This is a genomic window from Arthrobacter sp. ERGS1:01, from assembly GCF_001281315.1.
Lineage (GTDB): Bacteria > Actinomycetota > Actinomycetes > Actinomycetales > Micrococcaceae > Specibacter.
The window spans coordinates 2,971,976-2,995,377 of sequence record NZ_CP012479.1 but is presented as its reverse complement, the minus strand read 5'-3'; the positions used below and the strand labels follow the sequence as shown (position 1 = coordinate 2,995,377).

Sequence of the window (23,402 nt, the reverse complement as noted above, 5' to 3'; positions counted from 1 at the left end):
CCATGGATTCCTGGTTGCGCTCACGGGCCGCGGTCCGGGTGCGGCGCGGACTCGTGCGCCGCACGGAACCGCAGGCCGGGCTGATCGACCTCGCCTCCAACGACTACCTGGGCCTTGCCGGCGATCCCCGCCTTGCGGCCGCCGCCGCCCGGGCGACGGACGAACACGGCACGGGAGCCCGCGCGTCCCGGGTGGTGTGCGGCACCACCGGCGCCCACCAGGGACTCGAACGGGCGCTGTGCCGGCTCACCGGACAGGATGCGGCCCTGGCATTTTCCAGTGGATACACGGCAAACCTTGGCGTGCTGACGGCGCTGGGCGGACCCGGCACCTTGTTCATTTACGATGCCCACGTCCATGCCTCCCTGCTGGATGGCATCAGGCTGTCCCGTTCCGAGGCCGTCGAGGTGCCCCACAACGATCTGGCCGCAGTTGCGACGGCGTTGGCCGCACGCGGCCAGCCGCGGGCCGTCGTGGTGCTGGAATCCATCTATTCGGTGTTGGGCGACGCCGCCCCGCTGGCCGAGGCGGCAGCACTCTGCGCGGAGTTCGATGCGCTCCTGCTGGTGGACGAGGCCCATGGGATCGGTGTCGCGGGGGACGGCCGCGGTGCGGTGCATGCGGCCGGGCTGGCCGGTACGCGCCATGTTGCCGTCACGGCTACATTGTCCAAGGCGCTTGGCTCGCAGGGCGGCGCCGTCCTGGGCTCAACCCTGTTGCGTGAGCACCTGGTGAACACGGCCAGGACCTTCATCTTCGACACCGCCCTGGCACCGGCGGCCGCGGCGGCAGCGGCCGAGGCGGCCGGGATCGTGCTGGCCGAACCGGAACTCGCCCACCGCGTCCTCCGCAACGCGCAGGTGCTGGCGCTCGCGTGCGGCACGGAGCCGTCGGCCGGGGCCGTGCAGTCCATCCCCGTCGGTTCGCCCGAGCGCGCCGCAACCGTGACCGCCGCCTTGCGCGCAGCCGGTGTTGCCGTCGGCTGTTTCCGGCCACCCAGCGTGCCCGACGGCGTGTCCCGGGTGCGGCTCACGGCCCGGGCCAACCTCACGGATGCGGAGCTCCGGCGGGCCGCTGCCTCGGTGAACCGGGCGCTGGAATCCGGGCTCCAAGAGGTCCCGGCATGAACTACGCAGGCATGGATTATGCGGTCATCGGCGATCCCGGGCAGGTCCGGGACATCATGCGCCGCACGGAGGACTTTGCCCCCACCAACGCGCTCACCTCGGTAGTTCCGCTGGCACCGGCCACCCTGCGGATCCTGAGCAAGGCGCGCTTTGCCCTGCCGCCCGTCCTGGCCTCGGCCACGGGGGACCGGCACCGTGCCGTCCGCACCATGGTGGCCCGGTTCTTCACGCCCGCCAAGGTGTCCGCCGTGGCGCCCCGCGTGCGGGAGCTGGCCCGGCAGCGGCTGGCCGCGACCGGCGTCGCCCTTGAACGCGGCCATGTGGACCTGGCCGACGCCGTGGGCCGGCACATCCCGCCCGTCGTCATGGCGGAGCTGACGGGGCAGGCAACCCCGGAGTTGGAGTTGTTGAAGCGCTGGAGCCAGGACTCACTGGAGCTGTTCTGGGGCTGGCCCGATCCGGAGCGGCAACTGGTGTTGGCCCGCAGTGCCGCGGAATTCTACGGGTGGCTCCGTGACGAGGCCGCGGCGGCCCGCGGCACGGATTCGCTGTTTGGCGTGCTCGACGCCGCCGGGCTCAGCCAGGCCGAGGTCTGTTCGCTGGGCTACTTCCTGGTCATTGCGGGCCAGGAGACCACGGCGCAGCTGATCAACACGGCGCTGTACCGCGGGCTCCACGCCCCGGACGGCTGGGCGTTGCTGGCGGAACCGGACGCAGCCCGCGCCCATGTACGCGCGGTGCTGGCCACGGAATCCTCGGTCCACACCTGGCGGCGGGCCGCGCTCCGGGACACCCGCGTGGGCACCCTGGAAGTCCCCGCCGGGGCGGAGATCCTGCTGGAGCTGACGGGGCGGCACCCGGCCGACGCAGCGCCCACGGCGTATTCACTCGCGTTTGGCCACGGCCTGCACCGTTGCCTGGGCGCCAAGCTGGCCGAGCTGGAAACCGCCCTGGTGGTCGAGGAAACCGCCCGCGCCCTGCCGCGCCTGCAACCCTTTGGGCCCGATCCCGGGTGGCTGCGGCTGCTGTCCTTCCAATCACCGCTGACCGTGACCGCACACCACCCGAACGAGGGATCTCCATGAAACTGCCCGCCATCACCTATGTCACCGGCACGGACACCGACGTCGGCAAGACCATCACGACGGCGGCCCTCGCCGCGGCACTGCTGGCAGGCGGCGCCACCGTGGCCGTTTACAAACCGACCCAGACCGGCGTTGCCCCGGACGGGCACGGGGATATGGACGAGGCGGTCCGGCTTTGCGGAGTCGCGACGGTCCGCGAAGGGGTCCGGCTGTTGCACCCGATGGCGCCCGCGGCCGCGGCGCTGCGCGAAAACCGGACGCTGCCCAAGCTCGCGGACCATGTGGCGCACATTGCCGACTTGGCGCAAGGGCACGACCACGTGCTGGTGGAGGGCGCCGGCGGACTGCTCGTTGAACTCGACGACGCCGGGCACACCATCGCCGATCTGGCCGCGGCCACGCCCGGCGGAGTCCGCCCGGGCATCGTGGTGACGTGCCGCAGCGGGCTCGGCACGCTCAACCACACCCTGCTGACCCTCGAGGCGTTGCAGCACCGCGGGCTGCCCGCACCGGCCCTCGTGGTCGGCTCCTGGCCCGCTGCGCCGTCGGACATCGACCTCAGCAACCGGGACAGCCTGCGCGCCTGGGGAAAACCGTTCCTTGGGAGCATCCCCGAAGGGGCGGCCCTGCTGGACCCGAGGGACTTCCAACGGCTGGCCCCGCAATGGCTGGATCTACCCCACCGGACCTAAGCCGGATGGTGGGCGCAGGCCGGCATTTGCTCGGTGACTATCCGACACCACGGCCGCGGGCGGCCTTAGGTGTCTCCTTTACGTCACCTACGCAAACACCAGCCTGCGCCCCCAGAGCTTGCGGGCCGCGAGCCGGGCCGCAGGGCTTGGAGATCAGTTGAACTGGTTCGGGTGGGGCCCCACGCGGCCGTTGTTGTCCAGGGCTGCGATCGCTGCCATGTCGGCGTCGGTGAGCTCAAAGTCGAAGACGTCGAAATTGGCGGCGATGCGCTCCGGCGTGACGGACTTGGGGATCACGATGTTGCCCAGCTGGAGGTGCCAGCGGATGATCACCTGGGCCGGGGCCTTGCCGTGCGCGGCGGCGATGGCCGTGATGGCGGGGTCCTCGAGCAGCTGGCCCTGGGCCAGGGGGCTCCAGGCCTCGGTGTGGATGCCGTGGGCGGTGTTGAATTCCCGGAGCACCGACTGCTGCAGGCGGGGGTGCAGTTCCACCTGGTTGACTGCCGGGACGGTGCCGCCGAGGTCGATGATGCGCTGGAGGTGCTCGGGCTCGAAATTGGAGACGCCAATGGCCTTGGCCCGGCCGCCGGCCAGGATCTCCTCAAACGCCCGCCAAGTGTCCAAGTAGGTGTCCTTTTCCGGTGTCGACCAGTGGATCAGGTACAAATCCACGTAGTCCAGGTCGAGCTTGCGCAGGCTCTCATCGAACGCGAGCAGCGTCTTTTCGTAACCCTGGTCGGTGTTCCACAGCTTGGTGGTGATGAACAATTCCTCACGGGGTGTGCCGGATTCGGCCAGGAACGTCGCGATGGCCTCGCCAACGCCCTCCTCATTGCCGTAGACGGCGGCGGTGTCGATGCTGCGGTACCCGGCCTGCAGGGCTGCGGTGACGGCCGCCGTCGACTCCTCGTTGGGCACCTGCCACACGCCGAACCCGAGTTGCGGCATGGCAACGCCGTTGTTCAGCGTGACGGTGTTGATCTTGGCGTGTCTGCCCATTGCAGGCTCCTTGGGGCTTGGCGTAACAACAAAATTTCAACCATTGTGTCAGCCAAATGCCGCAACTGCGGGCAACGAGGGGCAGACAGGGCCGCTACAACCAGGATTTCTTCTTGAAAATCACGTACATGACGAAGCCCACCAGCAGCATTAGGCCGATGGCGAACGGGTAGCCCCACGGCCACTCAAGCTCCGGCATGACCTTGAAGTTCATGCCGTAGATACCGGCCACGAACGACGGGGCGAACAAGATGGCGGCCCAGGAGGAGATCTTCTTCAATTCCTCGTTCTGTGCCGCATTGGCCTCGTTTTGCCGGTTCGCGGTCAGGGTGCCGTCCACCGTGAGGGCGTTTTGCAGCAGTTGTCGGAAGGAATCCGCACGCACCGTCAAGGACTCCACATGGTCCTCCACGTCGCGCAGGTTGCGTTGGAGCTCCACGTTCACGCCGTACTTGGCGAAACCGCCCTTGAGCTGGTGGAGAATTTCCTGCAGCGGGTGGATGGCGCGCTGAAAATGGATCACCTCGCGGGAGAGCTGGTAGATGCGCCGGGAGACGTTGGGGTCGCCGGCAAACAGCTGGTCCTCGATCTCGTCAATGTCGTTCTCGAGCCCGTTGACCACCGGCTGGTAGTCGTCCACCACCTGGTCGAGGATGGCGTAGAGCACGGCCTCCGGGCCCATGGCCAGCAATTCCGGATCCGCTTCCAGCCGGGTCCGGGTGGAGGCCAGCCCGGGGGTTTCGGCGTGGCGAATCGTGACGACGAAGTCCTCCCCCGTGAAGATATGGAGTTCGCCGAACTCCACGGCCTCTTGTTCGTCGAGGTACCGGGCCGGGCGCAGGACGGTGAACAGGACGTTGTCGTACTTCTCCAGCTTGGGGCGCTGGTGGGCCATGATGGTGTCCTCAACGGCCAGTTCGTGCAGCGAGAACTCCGACGCGAGCGTGGCCATTTCCGCGGCATCGGGCCGGAACATGCCAATCCAGGCCATGCCGTTGCAGGAGGCCATGACCTCAAAGGTTTGATCGAGGCTGCTGGGTTCGGCGAAGCGCCGGCCGTTGACGTAGACGGCGTTATCGATGATGGTCACAAGCCCATTATGGGTGCTGGCGGCGGGCGCCCTGCACGTCAGCCGTGGCTCATGCCCTCAAGGAGCGGCTGGAGGCGGTACGGGATGTGCTCGTGGAGTGCCAGGGACGTTTCGGTGCGGATCACGCCCTTGATGCGCAGCAACTGCCGCAACGCACTTTGCAGGTGCTGGACGTCCCTGGCCACGAGCCGGCACCACACATCGCCGCGGCCCGAGATTTCATACACCTCCAGGATCTGCGGGACGGCGCGCATGGCGGCAATGACGCCGTCGAGGTCCCGGTGGGTGACCTCGATCGTGACGAAGGCGACGACGTCGTAGCCGATGGACGCCAGGTCAACGTCCCGTCCCCCCTGGCGCAGGGCGCCCGTCCGGGCCAGCCGGCGCAGGTGGGCCTGGACGGTGTTGCGGGCGACCCCGAGCGAATCGGACAGTTCGCCGATTTGGGCGCGCGGATCCGCGATCAGCGCCAGCAGCAGGCGCACGTCAAGGGGGTCCAGGATGCTCATGGGGATCACTCCGGGTTCAGGTTGAGGGCAATACTTGATCATTTTGATTCAAACAGAAGTAAAAAACGAATCAAAGCGGGCTGTCTCCATCATTCTATAGAAGCATTTGCGGCGGCCGGCGTGACGGGTGGCGCTCGGCTAAATCGCGGCACACGCCGCCCAAAGAACTTGAAGAGGAGGGGCCGTGACGGTCCTGCAGGAACTGGCCATGCGCCCCTCGCCCGCCCACCGGTGGTCCTGGGACGCATCCGTGGCAACCCGGCTGTTTCTGGCCGGCACCGTCATCTTCACCCTGCTGGTGGGCGCCAACCTGGCCACCCCGTTGTATCCGCTGCTCCAGGCGCGGATGGGGTTTGACTCAGTGGGCGTCACCGTCGCATTCACCGCATACGTCGGGGCGCTGATTGGCGGGCTGGTGGCCTTTGGCCACTGGTCCGACCACATCGGCAGGCGGGCCGCCCTGGTGCTCGCCGTCGTCGTCGGACTGGCCGGCGGGCTTGTCTTCGCCACAGCCGGCGCCCTGCCGGAACTGGTGGCGGGGCGTGCCCTGCAGGGCCTGGCCGTCGCCATCGGCACGGGCGCCAGCGCCGCCGCCCTGCGGGACCTGATGCCCGGCAAACCGGAGTGGGCCTCGCGTTTCACGCTCCTGTGCTCCTCGGGCGGCGTGGCCGCCGGGCCCGTCATTGGCGGCCTGTTGTCGATGTTGCCGGACCACACGCAGGCGCCGTTCCTGGTGCACTCCGCGATCCTGCTCCTGCTTTTGGTGCCGTTGCTGTTGCTCGACGCCCGCCCGGCCATCAACCCGGCACCGGCCGGCCAGGGCCGGAACTACCTGCGCCCGCGCGTGCCCGCACTGGAGCGCAACGCGCGCGGCACATTCTGGTTGGCGGCCGTCACGGGGTTCGTCAGCTTCGCGGTCTTTGGCTTCTGCCTGTCCCTGGCGCCGGGATACTTTGCCCAGATCATGCACGCCGATTCCCGGCCGCTGATCGGCCTGCTGGCTGCCGTCACCTTGGGATGCTCGGCCCTGAGCCAGCTATTGTCGCTGCGCGGCCGATTCCTGGTGCCCGCCGGGCTCGTGTTGCTGGGCGTCTCGGTGCTGCTGATTGCGGCGGCCGGCACGGCGCATTCGCCGCTGCTGCTGGTACTGGCCAGCATCTGCGCCGGGCTGGGGCAGGGTGCCGCGTTCCGGGTGGTGTTCAACGACGTCGCCTCGGCCGTGGACCCGTCGCGGCACGCCCAGATCATTTCCGCCGTGTACATCGTGACGTACCTGGGCAGTGCCATCCCCGTCCTGGGGCTCGGCCTGGCCGTGAAGGCATGGGGGCTGCAGGTCTCGGTCACGGGTTTCGCGATTCCCATTGCGGCCGCCTGCGCCGTGCTGGCCGTCGTGGCGCACCGCCGCTCCCGGTCCGCCGGAACGCAGCCCGCCGCGTCCTAATGCGCGTTCAGTCCAGCGGACCGGCGTGCCCGGGCATGTGCTTGAACACCAGGGTGGTTTCCGTGTGGCCCACCACGGGATCGGTGGTCAGGTTGTCCAGCACCCAGTCCCGCAGCGCGTCGGTGTCGCGCACGGCAATGTGGAGCAGGTAGTCCACCGAGCCCGAGGTGTGGAACGTGGCCAGGACCTCGGGCAGGTGCGGGACCCGGGAGGTGAAGGCGTCGATCTGGTCGCGGTCGTGGGCGCGCAGCCGGACGGCGATTAGCGCCTGCACGGCCCGCCCAATGACGGACAGGTTCAGCTTCGCCTCAAAGCTTTCAATGGCCCCGCGTTCCATCAGGGACCGGGTGCGCATGAGGGCCGTGGACGGCGCAATTCCCACGGCGTCGGCCAGGTCCCGGTTGGTGATGCGCGCATCCGCCACGAGTGCGTCGATGATTTGACGGTCGACGGCGTCGAGCGGCTCCGGCGACGGGGCCGCCGCCTGATCGCGTCGAACGTTCTTCGATATTGACGCCATTGTGTCCTCCGCTTTGATACAAAAATGCGAACCCGCCGAATGGTTCAGCTAATAGTTCGAAATCCTACCAAATATCTGCACTTCTGAGCCATACTTGCTTCCAAACAAAGTTCTTTGTGACCGGCAAAGGTGCCGGGAAAGCGGGTGTCCAATGGTGGGATGGGATTCAAGGGCGGTTCACGCCGGGCGTGAGGATTTGGCCGGGTTGGGTGTGCACGCCCTGCCGCTGGACTTGTCCACGACGGCGCCGCTGACAACCGTGGCCGAGGGCGGAGACGCCTACGAACTGCTGGCCACCGGCGGTGTCCCCGGCCCCGGGCAAAGCACCGTCTACCAGAGGTTGTGGAACCCCACCGTGGCCCGCTTCGAGGCCGGGGTTTCGACGTTGGAGGGTGCCGCCGAATCCGTTTCCTTTGCGACCGGCATGGCCGCGCTGACCGCGGTGCTGCTGGCCGCCGTCGCCGGTGGAAAGCCCCACGTGGTGGCGGTCCGGCCGCTGTACGGCGGTTCCGACCATGTGCTGGCCACGGGGCTGCTGGGCACGCGGGTCACGTTCGTGGGCCCCGGCGGGGTTCGTGCGGCCTTGCGCCCGGACACCGGCCTGGTCCTGGCCGAGACCCCGGCCAACCCGGACATGCGCCTGCTGGACATCAAGGCCCTGGTGGCCGAGGCCGACGGCGTCCCCGTCATGATTGACAACACCTTCGCCACACCCGTGCTGCAGCGTCCTTTGGAGCTGGGTGCCGCGCTGGTGCTGCACAGTGCCACGAAGTTCCTGGGCGGGCACGGCGACGCGATGGGCGGGGTGGTTGCCACGGACCCGGAGTGGGCGTCGCGGCTGCGGCAGGTCCGCGCCATCACCGGCGGCCTGCTCACACCGTGGCCGGCGTACCTGCTGCACCGCGGACTGGCCACCCTGCCGGTACGCGTGCGGGCCCAGCAGGATGCCGCCCACAAGGTAGCCATGGCCCTGGCCGGCCACGAAGCCGTCACCCGCGTGCTCTACCCGGGCCTGGCCGAGTGCGATCCGATGGGGCTGGTGGGTACGCAAATGTTGGGCCCGGGTTCACTGCTGTCCTTTGAGGTGGAGACCGCCGAGCTCGCCGAAGCCATTCCGGCCCACGTGGAACTTGCCACCCATGCCGTGTCCCTGGGCGGGATCGACACCTTGATCCAACACCCGGCCGGGCTGACCCACCGGCCCGTGGCCGCCGAGGCCAAGCCGCACGCCACCATGCTGCGGGTTTCCATCGGGCTCGAGGATCCCGACGACATCATTGCGGACCTGGTCCGGGCCGTGGAGGCCGCCGCGGCCGCGGGCTGAGCGGCGTCGCACGTCATTCCTGCGCACGGTTGTCCCGCAACTCTGCGCCACTTTCGCAGTGGCGCAGAGTTTGCGCTCAACTCGCCGCTGGCGTCACGGCCGCGGGTACGCCCCGCCCGCCGGGCAGCAAGGCCACGGCGACGACGGCGGCAATCACGGCCAGCGCCACCAGTGCGCCGGCCAGCGCGGACCAGCCAAACCCCTGGAAGAGGAATCCCGCGCTCCAGCCCACCACGCTGGAGCCGGCGTAGTAGCTGAGGTTGTACAGGGAGGACGCCTGCGCCCGGCCCGAGGCGACCATGGCGCCGGTCCAGCCCGAGGCAATTGCGTGGGCGCCGAAGAACCCGGCCGTGAACAACACCAACCCCGCCAAAACCGCCGGCAGCGGCGACGCCAGGGTGACGGCCAGCCCGGCCACCATGGCCGCGATGGAACCCAGCAACACCGTCCGTCTGCCAAAGCGGGCGGCCAGGCCCGCCACCATCCGGGACGACGCCGTCCCGGCCAGGTAGGCCAGGAACAGCAAGGCCACGGCGGTTGCCGGCAGCAGGTAGGGCGGCGCCTCCAGCCGGAAGCCGAGGTAGTTGTAGACACTGACAAACGAACCCATGAGCAGGAAGGCCTGGGCATACAGGGCCACCAGCTTCTTGTTGCGCAGCGGGGGGCCCAGCCGGGACAGCAGGGCTCCGAACCCTCCTCCCGACACCGGAACGAAGCCGCGGGAGCGCGGGGCCAGCCACAGGAAACCCGCGGCCGCGACGGCCGCCGTCAGCGATACCACCAGGGTGGCCGTTCGCCAGCCGGCAAGATCGGACACGGGCCCGGCCAGCAAACGCCCGGACAGCCCGCCCAAACTGGTGCCGGCCACGTACGCGCCGGCGGCCGCTCCCGCATGCAGTGGGTTGATTTCCTCGTTGAGGTAGGCGATGGCAAGCGCCGGAATCCCGCCCAGCGCGGCACCCTCCAGCGCTCGCAGGACGATCAACACCTCAAAGTTGGGGGCCGCGGGCACCAGCAGTCCCAGGATCGTGGCCAGGATGACCGCCAGCCCCATGGTGCGGACCCTGCCAAAACGGTCGGCCACGAAGGACCAGGGCAGCACGGCAACCGCCAGCCCCAACGTGGCCGCGGAAATAGCCAGCGATGCCTGGGCCGCGCTGACCCCAAGCTCCCGGGACATCAGCGGCAGCAGGCCCTGCACCGAGTACAGCTGGGCGAAGGTGGCGACCCCCGCGCAGGCCAGCGCCGCCATGATGCGCCGGTAGCCGCGGCTGCCCGGCGGGTGGCCGTTCCACGCGGGGGCAGGGTTCGCTGGTGCAGTGTTCGCGGGTGCTGGGTTGAGGATGGGAGTCACAACATCAACGGTAGAACTCGCCGAGTCATGCGTCTAATGCATAAATGATACCTAAATCATGCTCATTTCGGATGTGAATCCGGGTTAATGTGTGGTTCAGTGAACCATGCGTGAGGAACAATCCGAGCTGGCCAAACTGTTGCCGATCCTGCCCATCCTTGCCGAGCTGGGGGTTAGCGGCCATGTGAGCGCCACGGCGGAGATCCTGGAAATCCCACAGTCCACCGTGAGCCGCGCACTGTCCCGGGCGGCCGCCGTCGTCGGCACGCCGCTGGTGGCCCGCAAGGGCCGCGGCATCCAGCTGACCCCCGCCGCGCTGGTTCTGATCCCGCGCATCACCGCCGCCCTTGAACAGGTGCAGGCGGGGCTGGCCGAGGCCCGGCAGGAGTCCGGGCGCTCGTTTGGCCGGATCAGCCTGGCGTTCCAGCACACCTTTGGCGAGGCGGTGCTGCCGCTCCTGCTCCAACAGTTCACCCGCGACCACCCTGGCGTGACGTTTGAGCTGCAGCAGGGGAGCCGGGCGTTTTGCCTCGAGACGCTGGCCGCGGGCGGCGCGGACCTGGCGATCGTGGCGCCGCCGCCGGCCCCGAGCCGTTCGATCAACGCGGAGGTGCTGTATTGGGAGGCGTTGAAGCTTGTGGTGCCGGCCGGGCACCGGCTGGCCGGGCGGGAAAGCGTCCGCCTTGAGGAGGTCCGCGGCGAACGCTTCGTGGTGCTCGAACCCGGTTACGGCATGCGCGGCATCGTGGAGCAACTGTGCAAGAGCGCCGGGTTCCGGCCCCGGGTGGCGTTCCAGGCGCAGGACGCGCACACCATTCGCGGCCTCGTCTCCGCGGGCCTGGGCGTGGGCGTCGTGCCGCCGGCCGAGAGCGTCAACCCCGAACCGGCGTCGGGTCCGCTGGGGTGGCGGGAGCTGGACATTGAATTCCCGCCGGCTCACCGCGACATCGGCCTGGTGTGGCGAAACCGCGGCGACGAACCCGAACAGGTGGGCCGCTTCAAGGCCATGGTGCTTGGCGAGGGCAAGGAACAGCTGCTTGCCGCGTCCGCCGCCCGGCTCAAGGCTCCACCTGCTGATGAGCCTGTCTAGAGTCCCTTCAGGAACCCCTCGATGATGTCCGCCACGGGTCCGTCCTGCGCCTGGCGCCATGAGGTGCCCGCCCACAGGTTCAGCGCCTCGCGGTCACCGGCAGCAGCGGCCGCGGCGCGCAGGGGCGCCGTGAGGAAGTGGACCTCCGGATAGGCCTCGGGCGCGCCAGCTGAATGGCGGCTCACAAAGTCATTGACAAGCGCCCGGGCGGCCTTGCCCGTGAAGGCGCGCGTGACGGCCGTCGCGGTGAACGCGGGGTCCGCCAGCGCATCCTTGTGCAGGGCCCTGGCCCCGCTCTCCTCGGACCGCAAAAGCGCCGTGCCAAGCTGAACCGCAACGGCTCCCGCGGACAGCACCGCCTTGGCTGTTGCGGCATCGCCGATCCCGCCGGCCCCCACCAGCGGAAGAACGACGGCGGCACGCACCGCGGCGACCAGCTCCACCACGCCGCCGGGGCCGGGAGAAGCTCCGGGGCCGGGTGAAACCGCGGGCAGGAACGCCGCGCTGTGCCCGCCGGCGTTGCCGTGCTGCACCACCAGGGCGTCCACGCCTGTTGCCGCGGCGGCCACGGCCTCCGCAACGCTGGTCACCGACGCCACCACCCGCGTGCCCGCCCGGTGAAGCGCCTGAACCACGGATTCCGGAGCAAGGCCGAAGGTAAGGCTGACCACCGGCACGGGATCGGCCAGCAGCAGCTGGATCTTCTCATCCCAAAAGTCGGTTAATTGTTCATTCGTGATGGTTGGCCCGGCGCCGCCCGGCAGGCCGTCGTAGCCCGCGGCGGCCAGCTCGTCCCGGTAACGCAGCAGTGCGGCAGCGTCCGGGGCCGCCAGCGGTTCGCGGCGCGGCACGAACAGGTTGACGCCAAAGTCGGTGCCCGCGGCCCGCAACGGCGCAAGGTGTTCGGCGAGGGCCTCGGCGGTCTTGTAGCCGGCGGCCGCAAACGGAAACGCCCCGGCGCGGTCGGCAGCCAACGCAAGGGCCGCCGTCGTCGTGCCCCCGGCCATGGGTGCGGCAATGATGGGGGAGGAGAACATTCCATTAGTCTAGATGAGTGACTTTCAACACTTTCAATCATGTGACCTCGTCGGACGCCGTGGTGGGCCTGGACATTGGCGGCTCAAAAACCCGCGGAATCCTGTGGGTGGACGGTGCCGTCGTGGCGGACGCCAGCGCGGGCAGCGCCAACGTGCAAAACGTCAGCCCCGAGACGGCCGCCGCCAACCTGGCCGAACTCTTCGCCCAGCTCGGCGACACGCGGGCCGGCGTGGTGTTTGCCGGGGCCGGGGGAGTGGACACGGACGACGACGCCGCCGCCCTCCGCGACTTGATCGCCCCCTTCGTGCCGGGCGCCAGGATCACGGTGGTCCACGACACCAGGCTGCTGCTCGCCGCCGGCGGCGCGTCAACCGGCGTTGCCGTGATCTCCGGAACCGGATCGGCGGCCTGGGGTGCGAATCCCGCCGGCGACGAGGCTCGCGCGGGGGGCTGGGGATACCTGCTGGGGGATGAAGGCAGCGGTTACTGGCTGGGGCGCGAAGCCGTCCGGCACAGCCTCCACCAGATGGACCTCGGCGCCGAACCCGACGAGCTGACCCGCGGGCTGCTGGACTACTGCGCCCTGGCGACCCCCGGCGAACTCATCGGCCATTTCCACCAGGGCACCACGCGCCGTTACTGGGCCGCGGCCTCACCCGTGATCTTTGCCGCCGCCGCCAACGGCCATGCGCACGCCCTGCACCTGGTGGACCAGGCCGGGGCCGACCTCGCCGGAATGGCCGGCCAGGTGGCCCGCCAGCTGGGGATTGCCGGGCCCATCGTGCTGGGCAGCGGCCTGGGCAGCAACGTCCCGGCCCTGCAACAGGCCTTCGTCAAGCACCTGGCCGCGGCCGGGATCACCGATGTGCGGATCCTGGACCAGGACCCCATTTTTGGCGTGCCGCTCCTGGTGGAAAACCAGGAGCGCCTGGCGCCGCGCTAGGCGGACGGCGGCGGGGCCGTGCTGCCACGCACCACCAGGGTCGGCGCCACGAGGTCGGGCAGGCTTTCCATCTCCGGGTTGGCGATCTGTGCCACGAGGCGGAACACGGCCCTGCGCCCGGTGTCCTCGAAGGACTGGCGGATGGTGGTCAGCGGCGGGTTGGAGTATGCGGCCAGGTCGATGTCGTCGATGCCCACCACGGACACGTCCTCGGGGATGCGCCGGCCCAGCTCGCTGAGGGCGCGAATGACGCCGAACGCCATTTCGTCGCTGGCCACCAGGATGGCGGTGACCTCGGGCATGCGGCCCAGGATCAGCCCGTTGCGGTAGCCGGACTCCGGGCTCCAGTCGCCGTGGAGTTCAGGGGGAACCTCCCGGCCGGATTCAACAAGCGTGCGGCGCCAGCTTTCCAGGCGGCTGGAGGCGTCGGACCAGTCGCTGGGGCCGGCCACATGCCAGACCGTTTTGTGGCCAAGATCGAGCAGGTGCTTGGTTGCCAGGACCGCGGCGATGTCCTGGTCCACGCCCACCAGGCTGTTGCCGGCCCCGGAGGAGCCGTCGGTATTCACGGTGGGGATCCGGGACGTCAGCTTGCCCACCTTTGCGGCGGCGTCCTGCAACGGTGCGGCAATGATGATGCCGTCCACGCCCTGGTGCACCAGCCGGCTGACGGCGTCGGTCAGAGCGTCGACGCTCAAGACGGATGTCACTGAGTTGACGGTGTAGCCGGCCTCGCGGGCGCCAAGCTCCACACCGAGCGCCAGGGAGGAGCGTGAGTAGTTGTTGGTGGCCAGCGTCAGCACGCCGATGGTTTTGGACTGGCCCGTCACCAGGGCACGCGCCGTGTTGTTGCGCCGGTAGCCCAACTCCTCCACGGCTGCCAGCACGCGGCGCCGGGTGCCTTCCTGGACGTTGGGGTGGTCGCTAAGAACCCTGGACACCGTCTGGGCGGAAACGCCCGCGGCATCGGCGACGTCCCGCATGGCAGGACCCCTGCTGAACTTGCGTTCCATGATGTACGTCCTTGCTGCTTGGGAGTGGCGGACCGCCGGAGCTGACCGGTGGATTTTATCCTGGCACCAGTGTAATTGTTCCTTGTAACATGCCATGAAAACGTCAAGTCTTGGCGGGTCGGGTTCAAAAACGCTGGTTGGTGAGGCTATTCTTGTTATCCATAACAGTATGTCCATATCCGCATCCAGGGAAAACAAGCGCCAGGAGTTTAGTTGTCTACGCACGCCATCTTGTCCGGAGTTGAACGGGACCTTCCCGCAGAACCAGACGGCCTTCCCGTCACGACGGTCCCCGGCTCCGCCCCGGCCCTGAGCTACGCCAACCGGACGCTGTTCAAGAACGGGCAGACGCACCGCATCATTGCCGGCGCCATCCACTACTTCCGCGTCCATCCGGACCAGTGGCAGGACCGGATCGAGCGCTTGGTGGCGATGGGCGTGAACACCCTCGACACCTACGTCGCCTGGAATTTCCACCAGCCGGCCAAGGAAACCGCCCCCGACTTTACCGGCTGGCGGGACCTGGCCCGGTTCATCACGCTGGCCGGCGACGCGGGCCTGGACGTCATTGTCCGGCCCGGACCCTACATCTGCGCCGAATGGGACAACGGCGGATTCCCGTCCTGGGCCGTCTCCGACCCGGACATGGTGCTGCGCTCCTCCGACCCGCTCTTCACCGGCGTCGTCGAGGAATGGTTTGACGTACTGCTGCCCGTCATCGAGCCGCTGCAGGCCCGCCACGGCGGACCGGTCATCGCCGTGCAAATCGAGAACGAATACGGCAGCTACGGCGACGACAAGGAATACCTGCGCTGGAACCGGGCGGCCCTGCAGGCCCGCGGCATCACCGAAATGCTGTTCACGGCCGACGGCGGCACCGACTACTTCCTCGACGGCGGCGCCCTGCCCGATACGTGGGCGACGGCGACCCTCGGCTCCCGCGGTGACGAGGCCGACGCCGTTTGGGAACGCCGCCGTCCCGGCGAACCGTTCTTCAACGTGGAATTCTGGAACGGCTGGTTTGACCACTGGAGCGAGGACCACCACACCCGCCAGGCGTCGGAAGCGGCCGCGGAAGTCACCAAGATCCTTGACGTTGGCGGCTCGGTCTGTCTGTACATGGCCCATGGCGGCACGAACTTCGGGCTCGGCGCCGGCGCCAACCACGACGGCGTCATCCAGCCGACCATCACCAGCTACGACTCCGACGCCCCCATCGCCGAAGACGGCAGGCTCACGGAGAAGTTTCACGCCATGCGCGAGGCCTTCTACGCGGCGTCCGGGCGCGAACTCACGCCCGTTCCCGCACACCTGGCGGCCCCCGCGCCGGTGCTCCCGACCGCATCGATTTCACTGACCCGCGGCACCGCGCTGCTGGACTTCGTCCGCGCCATTGCCCCCGTCAGCAGCGTCAAGCCGCTGTCCTTTGAAAAGCTCGGACTCGACCGCGGGCTGGTGCACTACAGTGCCAAGGCGGTGCTGCCCAACGGCGAGGCAACCATCAAGGTGCGTGGCCTCCATGACCGCGCCTACGTCTGGGTCAACGGCGATTACGCCGGCGTGCTGACCGACGGCAACGGCGCGGACGGCCTGAAGTACCCCGGCACCGGCGAGTTGGTGGAGCTGGAAATCCTGGTGGAAAACCAGGGCCGCATCAACTACGGCCCCCTGTTTGGCCAGGGCAAGGGAATCCTCGACGGCGTGCTCATCAACCAGCGCTTCGTCTTCCACTGGGAACAGCGCCCCATCAACCTGGAGCAGCCGCTCACCGAGCTCCTCACCGTGGGGGCGGGAACGGCCGCGGCCGCCGGAAATGACAGCGACGCCGGATACTTCCACGGCGAATTCGCCGTCACAGAACCGGCAGACACCTACCTGGCCCTGCCCGGCTTCGGCAAGGGCGTCGTCTGGCTCAATGGATTTCTGCTCGGCAGGTTCTGGGAAATCGGCCCGCAGATCACCCTCTACGTTCCGGCCCCGCTGCTCCAAGCCGGCACCAACACGCTCACCGTGCTGGAACTCGAACACGGAGGCACGCACGCGCAGCTGCTGGAAGAGGCCAAGCTCGGCTCCGTCGGCTCCACCCACGTGGAGGACTTGGGCTGACGACGCCCACACACGCCACCTCGTAATCGCTCACGCGCCCCACCGGTAGGATTGACTGGTGGGGTGCGTTTTGCGCGCAATCCCGTATTCAGAGAATTCCGCGCCCGCCACGTCCGGGCTGCACACCAGCAAAGGGGAGAGCGTGCATCTGCGCCGTCTTACCGCAACCCTTGGCGTGCTTGCACTGGCACTGGGGAGCCTTACGGCCTGCACCTCCGGCCCCATCGTCGTCATTCCCAGCATCTCCCACACCGCCGGGCCGGCCTATGTGGTCGGTATCCCGGCCGTCCCCGACGGTTCAAACCCGTTGGAAGGGGCGCTGCTGGCCCACGTCTACGCCGCGGCCCTGGACGCGGCCGGGGCAAAGGCGACCATCGCGGCCGAAGATCCTCAGGATCCCACCCTGCTCGACAAACTGGGTACGGGAGCGGTGGACCTTGTGCCCGGCTACTCCAGTTCGTTCCTTGACGTCCTGGACCCGCACGCCCAGGTCACCACCACCGGCCAGGTCCTGGACGCGCTCAAGTCAGCCCTTCCGGCAAAAATTTCTATGCTGGACGCGGCGAAGGCGCAGGACAATGACGGCATGGTGGTCACCACGGTAACGGCGCAAAAGTACAACCTGAAGACGATCGCCGACCTGGCCAAGGTATGCGACAAGCTCGACTTTGGCGGTTCCGAGAACTTCCGCACGAAGGAGCACGGCCTCGCCACCCTGGGATCGGACTACAACTGTGTCCCCAAAGCCTACGAGGAACTGCCCAACACCAATGAGGAGCTCCTGCTGGCGTTGTTGCGCGACAAGATCCAGGTCGCTGACATCCACAGCTCCTCACCGGCCATCGAAGACAACGCGCTGGTGGTCCTGACGGATACGAAGCAGGTATTCCAGGCCCAAAGCATTGTCCCGCTGGTGTCCACCAAGAACGTGCCGGCGGACATCCAAGCGGTGATCAACAAGGTCACGGCCGCCCTCAGCGACGAGGAACTGATCAACCTGAACCGCCTTGCCGACGGCAGCAACAACGCCTCCCTGGACCAGGCGGCCCACGCATGGCTGGTGCTCATGGGCCTCCTCAAGGCCACTTCTTAGGCATTGGCCCGGCCCCTGGCGGCGTAGCATCCGCGCTCCCGCGCCGCGCTATGCGATATTGGGTGCATGGCAGATTTCAAACAATCCAGCAAGCTCCACAACGTTCTCTATGACATCCGCGGTCCCGTGCTGGAACGGGCCCAAAAGTTGGAGGCCGAGGGCCACCGCATCCTGAAGCTGAACATCGGCAACCCCGCCCCGTTCGGCTTCGAGGCGCCCGACGCCATCCTGGTCGACATGATCCGCCATCTGCCGCATGCCCAGGGCTACAGCGATTCCCGCGGCATATTCTCGGCGCGCACCGCTGTGGTCCAGTACTACCAAACGCGCGGCATCCACAACATCCACGTCGACGACGTCTATCTGGGCAACGGCGTCAGCGAACTCATCACGCTGTCGCTCATGGCGCTGCTGGACACCGGCGACGAGGTGCTGGTGCCCACGCCGGACTACCCGCTGTGGACCGCCTCCGTGAGCCTGGCCGGCGGGCGTCCCGTGCACTACCTGTGCGACGAGGACAACGAGTGGTGGCCCGACCTGGAGGACCTGGAAGCGAAGATCACGCCCCGCACCAAGGGCCTGGTCATCATCAACCCCAACAACCCCACGGGCGCCGTCTACCCGCGCCACATTGTGCAGGGCATGGTGGATTTGGCCCGCAAGCACGGCCTGGTGGTGTTCTCGGATGAGATCTACGAGAAGATCCTCTACGACGGCGCCGAGCACCTCAACACGGCCACCATCACCGGCGACGACGTGCTGTGCATGACCTTTAGCGGACTGTCCAAGGCGTACCGGATCTGCGGTTACCGTTCCGGCTGGCTTGCCATTTCCGGCCCCAAGAGCCGGGCCGCCGACTACCTCGAGGGCATCAACCTGCTGGCCAACATGCGCATGTGCGCCAATGTCCCCGGACAGCACGCCATCCAGACCGCGTTGGGCGGGCACCAGAGCATCGAGGACCTCATCCTGCCCGGCGGCCGGCTGAAGGAACAGCGCGACATCGCCTACCGGCTGCTCAACGAGATCCCCGGCGTGTCCACCAACCAGGCCCACGGTGCGCTGTACCTGTTCCCGAAGCTTGACCCCGAGGTCTACCCGATCAAGAGTGACGAGCAGTTTGCCCTGGACCTGTTGGAGCAGCAGAAGATCCTGGTCTCGCACGGCACCGCCTTCAACTGGATTCGGCCCGACCACTTCCGGCTTGTCACCTTGCCCAACGTCAAGGACCTCGAAGAGGCCATCGGACGGATCGCGGAGTTCCTGAGCACGTACAAACCCTAAGGAAAGGCCCCACAGTGTCATTGCCCCTTGGTTTCAGCGATCATCCCGCCGGTCTGTTGCGGGTGGGTCCCGGCTTCACCCTGGCCGGCCACTCCACGAACGCCTCGCCCGGTTTCTCGGGCAAGAAAGCCGACGGCGCCGCGGCCCTGGCTGCGCGGGCGCCGGTCTTGTCCCAACTCCAGGAGCAACTGTTCGCGGAGAGCCGCTTTGGCGGGAAGAAGTCGATCCTGCTGGTGTTGCAGGCCATGGACACCGCGGGCAAGGGCGGCATTGTGGGGCACGTGGTGGGCTCCGTGGATCCCCAGGGCATCAAGCTCACGGCGTTCAAGGCGCCCACCGCCGAGGAGAAAGCGCACGACTTCCTGTGGCGGATCCGGCCCGCAGTGCCGGGGCCGGGCATGTTTGGCGTCTTTGACCGCTCCCACTATGAAGACGTGCTGATCCACCGCGTCCACGGCTGGGCGGATGAGGCCGAGCTTGACCGCCGGTACGCCGCCATCAACGGCTTCGAGGCCGAGCTGGCGGCGGCCGGAACCACAGTGGTGAAGGTCATGCTGAACCTTGGCCGCGACGAACAGCTCGACCGGCTCAGCGCCCGGCTGAAGGATCCCACCAAGTATTGGAAGTACAGCCCCACCGACCTCGACGAGCGCGCCTTCTGGCCCGACTACATGGATGCCTACCAAAAGGTGTTCGAGCGCACCAGCACGCCCAACGCACCCTGGTACGTGGTGCCGGCGGACAAGAAGTGGTACGCCCGGCTGGCCGTCCAGGAAATCCTGATCGAGACCCTCGGCTCATTGAACCTGCAATGGCCCGCCGGCGACTTCGACGTGGCCCACGAACGGGCCCGCCTCAAGGACGCCTAGCCGAATCCGGGAGCTCGCCGTCGAAGCCGGCATTTTCTCGCCGACTATCCGCCCCACGGCCGCGGGCGGCCTTAGGGTCTCCTTTACGTCGGCTACGAAAACACCGTCTCCGCCAGCGCTTAGCGCCGGAGCTAGCCCTCGGTGTTGGCGCGGGCGGCGTCGAGGCGAGCCTTGGCGCCGTCGAGCCATTCCTCGCACTTCTTGGCCAGGGCTTCGCCACGCTCCCACAGGGCCAGGGAGTCCTCGAGGCTGGAGCTGCCGGCCTCGAGCTGGTTGACCACGGCGACGAGCTGTTCGCGGGCCTGTTCGTAGCTCAGCGCCGCGACATCGGCGTTGGGGGTCTCTTGTGCTGCCTTGCTCATGGGTGGTCCTTACTGTGGGGCGGAAGTGGCTGCGGCGGTGAAGTCGCCACCGGCCACGCGGATTTTCAGGGGAGTGCCGTCCGGTGCCTGGGCGGGATCGCGCACAATGCTGCGATCCTCCAGCTGGACCACGGCGTAACCCCGGTCGAGGGTTTTTTGCGGCGACAGGGCACGGACCTGGGCGCGGAGGTGCTTCACTTGGTCGGTGTGGCGGCCCACCTGGCCACGCACGGCGGTCAAGGCCCGCCCGCCCAGCCGGGCGACGTCGTCGTGCCGGGCAAGCAGCATGGACTCCGGGTTGGCCAGGGCCGGTCGGGAGCGCAGCTGTGCGAGGCGGTCGCGCTCCCGGTCGAGCAGTTGGTTGACGCGCCGGTTCAGCTGGAGGCGGGCCTGATCCACGCGGCGCATCTCCTCCGTCACGTCCGGCACGATCCTTTTGGCAGCATCCGTGGGTGTTGAGGCACGCAGATCCGCGACATCGTCGAGCAGGGGGCGGTCCGCCTCGTGGCCAATGGCGCTCACGATCGGGGTCACGGCGTCGGCCGCGGCGCGCACCAGCGATTCGTGACTGAACGGCAGCAGGTCCTCCATGGAGCCGCCGCCGCGGGCAATGACAATCACGTCAACCTGCGGATCGGCGTCGAGCTCACGCAACGCTCCGATGACGGCCGTGACGGCGTTGACGCCCTGAACGGCCACTTCGCGGACCTCGAACTCGACGGCGGGCCAGCGCAGTGCGGCGTTGCGCAGGACGTCCTTCATGGCATCGGAATTGCGGCCCGTGATCAGGCCGATCCTGTGCGGCAGCAGCGGCAGTGGTTTCTTGCGGTCGGCATTGAAGAGGCCTTCGGCTGCCAGGGCCTGGCGCAATTGCTCGATCCGGGCCAGGAGGTCGCCGAGGCCCACCGGGCGGATGTCGCGACCCTGCATGGATAACCGGCCCGTCTTCATCCAGAAGTCCGGCTTGAGCGAGGCCACCACCCGGGCACCGCGTTCCAGCGGCGTGGCCAGCTGGCTGAGCACCGAACCCCACACGGTGACGCTGAGGGAGACCTCGTCGTCAATGTCGCGGATGGTCAGATAGCTGACATTGGCGCGCTTGTTCAGCTCAATGATCTGCCCTTCAACCCAGGCTGCGGGGGCTTTTTCAATGTGCGACTTGAGTTTTTGGCTCAACAGTGCCAGCGGCCACGGGTTCTCCGGAGTGGTTTCCGCCGCCGTGGCGGGAATGGTTTTCCGCTCCGGGGTTTCCTGCATGGGCACCTCTCACCGTCCTTGTTGGGCTGTAAAACTTGCTTCCACTCTAGCTTTTGCCACCGACACCAGCGCACGGCTATCCACAGGCCCGCGGGCGGGGACCGTGGGGCAATGACATAAAGTGGGTTACTCACCACTTCTACCAAGGGACGGCAGATGCGCTCAGTTGGCTCGGCAGTACTGGTCATCGTCGCGTTGTTGCTGGCGGCAGTCGCAGGTCCGGCCATTTGGGCCGAACGCAACGTTGTCAGCGAATCGGGTTTTGTGGCCCTGGCCGGCCCGCTCGGCGCCAACAAGGATTTCCAGCAGGGACTGACCACAGTGGTGGCCACACAATCAGCGGCCCAGCTGGATCTTCCGCCCCAGCTGCAGAACCTTGCGGCAGGCGTCATCAAGTCCGCCGCGCGGACCCTTTACACCCAGCCGGGCTACGCCGAGGCCTGGGCCGAGACCCTGCGCCGCAGCCACGCCTTGACGTTCACGCCGGACGCCGGCCAGCAAGGCCGCGGCAGCCTGAACCTCGACATCGCCCCCATGGTGGGCCTGGTGGCGACGAAGGTCTCGGCCGACCTCGGCGTGAATCTGCCGGCACCCAAGGAAGTCCTCATCAGCATGGACCAGCCGACCGTTGCCAGGGCGATCCCCGCTGTGACCACGCTGGGAGGTTGGGGAATCTGGTTGGCGATCTTCGCCGTCGTCCTTCTGGTGCTGGCAATCGTCGTGGCCCGGAACAGGTCGCTCACCACGGTGCTGGCCGGCCTGGGCCTGGCGCTCGTGGCACTCGCCTGGGCCCTGGCCTCTGGGTTCGTGGCGGGACAGTTTGCAAACTTAGGCACGGGTAACGAGGTGGCGGCACAATTTGGCAGCGAGCTCGGCGCCCTGGCCAAGAACAGCTGGCAGTGGGGCATCACTTTTACGTTCATCCTGGCCGCCGGCCTGGTCATTGGCGGTGGCGCAGCTCGCATGGTGAGGCGCATTTCCACCCCGTAGGATGGAATCATGAGCACCACTGCCGTTTCCTTTCCCATGCCCGCCGTACCGCGCCGCCGCCGGTCGCCCGAAGAGGTGGCCGCTGCCGCCCCGGTAGCTGGAACGAAGCGCGTCCTGCTGGCAGCCCCGCGCGGTTATTGCGCCGGTGTGGATCGTGCCGTGATCGCGGTCGAAAAGGCCCTGGAACACCACGGCGCGCCCGTCTACGTGCGCAAGCAGATCGTCCATAACGTCCACGTTGTCTCCTCACTTGAGGAAAAGGGCGCCATCTTCGTCGAGGAAAATGAGGAAGTTCCCGAGGGTGAGCTGGTGGTGTTTTCCGCCCACGGCGTCTCACCCGCCGTGGTGCAGTCGGCCGAGGACCGCGGGCTGCGCACAATCGACGCAACCTGCCCGCTGGTGACCAAGGTCCACAAGGAAGCCGTCCGCTTCGCCAAGGCTAAGAACCACATCCTGCTGATCGGCCACGAGGGGCACGAGGAGGTTGAGGGAACGTACGGCGAGGCGCCGGAGAGCACCACGATCGTGAACAACCCGGCCGAGGCGCGCACGGTCCAGGTCGAGGACCCGGACCACCTGATCTGGCTCTCGCAGACCACGCTCTCGGTGGACGAGACCATGGAAATTGTCGACATCCTCAAGGAGCGTTTCCCCAAGCTCCAGAACCCGCCGAGCGACGATATTTGCTACGCCACCACCAACCGCCAGGTGGCCATCAAGAAGATCGCACCGCAGGCTGAGCTGGTCATCGTGGTGGGCTCGGCCAACTCCTCGAACTCCGTCCGCCTCGTTGAGGTGGCCCTGGAATACGGCGCCAAGGCCTCCTACCGGGTGGACTTCGCCAACGAAATCGACGAGACCTGGTTTGAGGGAATCGCCACGGTTGGCGTCACCAGCGGCGCCTCCGTGCCGGAAATTCTGGTCCAGGACGTGCTGCGCCTGCTGGCCGACTACGGCTTCGGCTCCGTTGAAGAAGTGGTGACGGCCGAGGAGGACATCCTGTTCTCGCTCCCCAAGGAACTCCGCGCCACCATGAAGGCGGCAGGGGACAGCACCAGCGGGCTGGGCGGGCACGGCAAGCGCCCAGTGAACTAGTCTTCACCCGCTCCGCGAGAACTGCATCCGGCACCGAGAACTGCTTTTAGTGCCGAAAACTGAGGCCGTGCATGCGATCGCGTGCACGGCCTCAGTTTTCGGCGGCCAATGCAGTTTTCGG

The 23,402-nt window shown here is 67.7% G+C and carries 22 protein-coding genes; 13 read left to right on the top strand and 9 right to left on the bottom strand.

What is annotated here, in order from left to right; genetic code table 11:
• Nucleotides 1-2 precede the first annotated feature (2 nt).
• Genes AL755_RS17545 through bioD form a run of 3 tightly spaced genes read left to right on the top strand, consistent with a single transcriptional unit; the run spans nucleotide 3 to nucleotide 2,904 of the window.
• Nucleotides 3-1,127: an 8-amino-7-oxononanoate synthase gene (locus AL755_RS17545; RefSeq protein WP_054013167.1), complete on the top strand. Its 1,125-nt coding sequence runs from the start codon at nucleotides 3-5 to the stop codon at nucleotides 1,125-1,127.
• Nucleotides 1,124-2,212 carry a cytochrome P450 gene (locus AL755_RS17540; RefSeq protein ID WP_237762531.1) on the top strand — a complete coding sequence of 363 codons (1,089 nt, stop codon included), beginning with the start codon at nucleotides 1,124-1,126 and terminating at the stop codon, nucleotides 2,210-2,212. Before AL755_RS17545 ends, AL755_RS17540 begins: the two co-directional genes overlap by 4 nt.
• Nucleotides 2,209-2,904 carry a dethiobiotin synthase gene (gene bioD, locus AL755_RS17535; RefSeq protein WP_054012100.1) on the top strand — a complete coding sequence of 232 codons (696 nt, stop codon included), beginning with the start codon at nucleotides 2,209-2,211 and terminating at the stop codon, nucleotides 2,902-2,904. Before AL755_RS17540 ends, bioD begins: the two co-directional genes overlap by 4 nt.
• A gap of 153 nt (nucleotides 2,905-3,057) precedes the next feature.
• On the opposite strand, the gene AL755_RS17530 is transcribed toward bioD, so the two are convergent.
• From AL755_RS17530 to AL755_RS17520, 3 genes are all read right to left on the bottom strand, one after another.
• The gene (locus AL755_RS17530; protein ID WP_054012099.1) at nucleotides 3,058-3,903 is read right to left on the bottom strand and encodes an aldo/keto reductase; all 846 of its coding nucleotides are present in this window, start codon (nucleotides 3,901-3,903) and stop codon (nucleotides 3,058-3,060) included.
• Between the two features lie 94 nt (nucleotides 3,904-3,997).
• Nucleotides 3,998-4,993 (bottom strand): magnesium/cobalt transporter CorA, encoded by a 996-nt coding sequence (gene corA / locus AL755_RS17525; protein WP_054012098.1) that lies wholly within the window; start codon nucleotides 4,991-4,993, stop codon nucleotides 3,998-4,000.
• A 38-nt stretch (nucleotides 4,994-5,031) separates the two neighbouring features.
• A complete protein-coding gene (locus tag AL755_RS17520; RefSeq protein ID WP_054013165.1) occupies nucleotides 5,032-5,502 on the bottom strand; it encodes an Lrp/AsnC family transcriptional regulator in 471 nt (156 codons plus the stop codon).
• 184 nt (nucleotides 5,503-5,686) lie between these two features.
• Here AL755_RS17520 and AL755_RS17515 point away from each other — a divergent pair, with 184 nt between their 5' ends.
• Nucleotides 5,687-6,943 carry an MFS transporter gene (locus AL755_RS17515; RefSeq protein WP_054012097.1) on the top strand — a complete coding sequence of 419 codons (1,257 nt, stop codon included), beginning with the start codon at nucleotides 5,687-5,689 and terminating at the stop codon, nucleotides 6,941-6,943.
• 7 nt (nucleotides 6,944-6,950) lie between these two features.
• Here AL755_RS17515 and AL755_RS17510 read toward each other — a convergent pair whose 3' ends face one another.
• The gene (locus AL755_RS17510; RefSeq protein WP_054012096.1) at nucleotides 6,951-7,463 is read right to left on the bottom strand and encodes an Lrp/AsnC family transcriptional regulator; all 513 of its coding nucleotides are present in this window, start codon (nucleotides 7,461-7,463) and stop codon (nucleotides 6,951-6,953) included.
• Nucleotides 7,464-7,614: 151 nt separating this feature from the next.
• Between AL755_RS17510 and AL755_RS17505 the strand changes: the two genes are divergently transcribed.
• On the top strand, nucleotides 7,615-8,787 hold the full coding sequence (locus tag AL755_RS17505) for a trans-sulfuration enzyme family protein (RefSeq protein WP_054012095.1): 1,173 nt from the start codon (nucleotides 7,615-7,617) through the stop codon (nucleotides 8,785-8,787).
• Between the two features lie 76 nt (nucleotides 8,788-8,863).
• On the opposite strand, the gene AL755_RS17500 is transcribed toward AL755_RS17505, so the two are convergent.
• Nucleotides 8,864-10,141 (bottom strand): MFS transporter, encoded by a 1,278-nt coding sequence (locus AL755_RS17500; RefSeq protein WP_237762530.1) that lies wholly within the window; start codon nucleotides 10,139-10,141, stop codon nucleotides 8,864-8,866.
• Between the two features lie 106 nt (nucleotides 10,142-10,247).
• Between AL755_RS17500 and AL755_RS17495 the strand changes: the two genes are divergently transcribed.
• Nucleotides 10,248-11,231 (top strand): LysR family transcriptional regulator, encoded by a 984-nt coding sequence (locus tag AL755_RS17495; protein ID WP_054012094.1) that lies wholly within the window; start codon nucleotides 10,248-10,250, stop codon nucleotides 11,229-11,231.
• Here the strand turns inward: AL755_RS17495 and AL755_RS17490 are convergent.
• Nucleotides 11,228-12,268 (bottom strand): nitronate monooxygenase, encoded by a 1,041-nt coding sequence (locus tag AL755_RS17490; protein ID WP_054012093.1) that lies wholly within the window; start codon nucleotides 12,266-12,268, stop codon nucleotides 11,228-11,230. The two genes, AL755_RS17495 and AL755_RS17490, sit on opposite strands and share 4 nt — an antisense overlap.
• 17 nt (nucleotides 12,269-12,285) lie before the next feature.
• Here AL755_RS17490 and AL755_RS17485 point away from each other — a divergent pair, with 17 nt between their 5' ends.
• Nucleotides 12,286-13,212: an N-acetylglucosamine kinase gene (locus AL755_RS17485; RefSeq protein WP_054012092.1), complete on the top strand. Its 927-nt coding sequence runs from the start codon at nucleotides 12,286-12,288 to the stop codon at nucleotides 13,210-13,212.
• Here the strand turns inward: AL755_RS17485 and AL755_RS17480 are convergent.
• Entirely contained in the window at nucleotides 13,209-14,225 is a 1,017-nt protein-coding gene (locus AL755_RS17480) for a LacI family DNA-binding transcriptional regulator (RefSeq protein WP_054012091.1), read from the bottom strand. The genes AL755_RS17485 and AL755_RS17480 overlap by 4 nt on opposite strands.
• Before the next feature lie 213 nt (nucleotides 14,226-14,438).
• Here AL755_RS17480 and AL755_RS17475 point away from each other — a divergent pair, with 213 nt between their 5' ends.
• From AL755_RS17475 to AL755_RS17460, 4 genes are all read left to right on the top strand, one after another.
• The gene (locus tag AL755_RS17475) at nucleotides 14,439-16,331 is read left to right on the top strand and encodes a glycoside hydrolase family 35 protein (protein ID WP_237762529.1); all 1,893 of its coding nucleotides are present in this window, start codon (nucleotides 14,439-14,441) and stop codon (nucleotides 16,329-16,331) included.
• Nucleotides 16,332-16,473: 142 nt separating this feature from the next.
• Nucleotides 16,474-17,424 (top strand): glycine betaine ABC transporter substrate-binding protein, encoded by a 951-nt coding sequence (locus AL755_RS17470; protein ID WP_160318924.1) that lies wholly within the window; start codon nucleotides 16,474-16,476, stop codon nucleotides 17,422-17,424.
• 66 nt (nucleotides 17,425-17,490) lie between these two features.
• Complete coding sequence (locus AL755_RS17465; protein WP_054012089.1) at nucleotides 17,491-18,708, top strand: pyridoxal phosphate-dependent aminotransferase; 1,218 nt, start codon at nucleotides 17,491-17,493, stop codon at nucleotides 18,706-18,708.
• A 14-nt stretch (nucleotides 18,709-18,722) separates the two neighbouring features.
• A complete protein-coding gene (locus AL755_RS17460; RefSeq protein WP_054012088.1) occupies nucleotides 18,723-19,577 on the top strand; it encodes a polyphosphate kinase 2 family protein in 855 nt (284 codons plus the stop codon).
• A gap of 131 nt (nucleotides 19,578-19,708) precedes the next feature.
• Here AL755_RS17460 and AL755_RS17455 read toward each other — a convergent pair whose 3' ends face one another.
• Together AL755_RS17455 and xseA are read right to left on the bottom strand one after the other, a co-directional pair.
• Nucleotides 19,709-19,939 (bottom strand): exodeoxyribonuclease VII small subunit, encoded by a 231-nt coding sequence (locus AL755_RS17455; protein ID WP_054012087.1) that lies wholly within the window; start codon nucleotides 19,937-19,939, stop codon nucleotides 19,709-19,711.
• A 9-nt stretch (nucleotides 19,940-19,948) separates the two neighbouring features.
• A complete protein-coding gene (gene xseA, locus AL755_RS17450) occupies nucleotides 19,949-21,196 on the bottom strand; it encodes an exodeoxyribonuclease VII large subunit (RefSeq protein WP_054012086.1) in 1,248 nt (415 codons plus the stop codon).
• A 156-nt stretch (nucleotides 21,197-21,352) separates the two neighbouring features.
• On the opposite strand from xseA, the gene AL755_RS17445 reads away from it, so the two are divergent.
• Together AL755_RS17445 and AL755_RS17440 are read left to right on the top strand one after the other, a co-directional pair.
• Nucleotides 21,353-22,186 carry a hypothetical protein gene (locus AL755_RS17445; RefSeq protein ID WP_054012085.1) on the top strand — a complete coding sequence of 278 codons (834 nt, stop codon included), beginning with the start codon at nucleotides 21,353-21,355 and terminating at the stop codon, nucleotides 22,184-22,186.
• 9 nt (nucleotides 22,187-22,195) lie between these two features.
• The gene (locus tag AL755_RS17440) at nucleotides 22,196-23,281 is read left to right on the top strand and encodes a 4-hydroxy-3-methylbut-2-enyl diphosphate reductase (protein ID WP_054012084.1); all 1,086 of its coding nucleotides are present in this window, start codon (nucleotides 22,196-22,198) and stop codon (nucleotides 23,279-23,281) included.
• Nucleotides 23,282-23,402 lie beyond the last annotated feature (121 nt).

What these genes read in the sequence shown, in the direction of transcription:
- AL755_RS17495 (WP_054012094.1), top strand. Translation starts at nt 10,248, where the DNA reads ATGCGTGAGGAACAATCCGAGCTGGCCAAACTGTTGCCGATCCTGCCC.
- AL755_RS17545 (WP_054013167.1), top strand. Translation starts at nt 3, where the DNA reads ATGGATTCCTGGTTGCGCTCACGGGCCGCGGTCCGGGTGCGGCGCGGA.
- AL755_RS17465 (WP_054012089.1), top strand. Translation starts at nt 17,491, where the DNA reads ATGGCAGATTTCAAACAATCCAGCAAGCTCCACAACGTTCTCTATGAC.
- AL755_RS17530 (WP_054012099.1), bottom strand. Translation starts at nt 3,903, where the DNA reads ATGGGCAGACACGCCAAGATCAACACCGTCACGCTGAACAACGGCGTT.
- xseA (WP_054012086.1), bottom strand. Translation starts at nt 21,196, where the DNA reads ATGCAGGAAACCCCGGAGCGGAAAACCATTCCCGCCACGGCGGCGGAA.
- AL755_RS17440 (WP_054012084.1), top strand. Translation starts at nt 22,196, where the DNA reads ATGAGCACCACTGCCGTTTCCTTTCCCATGCCCGCCGTACCGCGCCGC.
- AL755_RS17445 (WP_054012085.1), top strand. Translation starts at nt 21,353, where the DNA reads ATGCGCTCAGTTGGCTCGGCAGTACTGGTCATCGTCGCGTTGTTGCTG.
- AL755_RS17520 (WP_054013165.1), bottom strand. Translation starts at nt 5,502, where the DNA reads ATGAGCATCCTGGACCCCCTTGACGTGCGCCTGCTGCTGGCGCTGATC.
- AL755_RS17490 (WP_054012093.1), bottom strand. Translation starts at nt 12,268, where the DNA reads ATGTTCTCCTCCCCCATCATTGCCGCACCCATGGCCGGGGGCACGACG.
- AL755_RS17480 (WP_054012091.1), bottom strand. Translation starts at nt 14,225, where the DNA reads ATGGAACGCAAGTTCAGCAGGGGTCCTGCCATGCGGGACGTCGCCGAT.
- bioD (WP_054012100.1), top strand. Translation starts at nt 2,209, where the DNA reads ATGAAACTGCCCGCCATCACCTATGTCACCGGCACGGACACCGACGTC.
- AL755_RS17455 (WP_054012087.1), bottom strand. Translation starts at nt 19,939, where the DNA reads ATGAGCAAGGCAGCACAAGAGACCCCCAACGCCGATGTCGCGGCGCTG.
- AL755_RS17510 (WP_054012096.1), bottom strand. Translation starts at nt 7,463, where the DNA reads ATGGCGTCAATATCGAAGAACGTTCGACGCGATCAGGCGGCGGCCCCG.
- AL755_RS17540 (WP_237762531.1), top strand. Translation starts at nt 1,124, where the DNA reads ATGAACTACGCAGGCATGGATTATGCGGTCATCGGCGATCCCGGGCAG.
- AL755_RS17505 (WP_054012095.1), top strand. Translation starts at nt 7,615, where the DNA reads ATGGTGGGATGGGATTCAAGGGCGGTTCACGCCGGGCGTGAGGATTTG.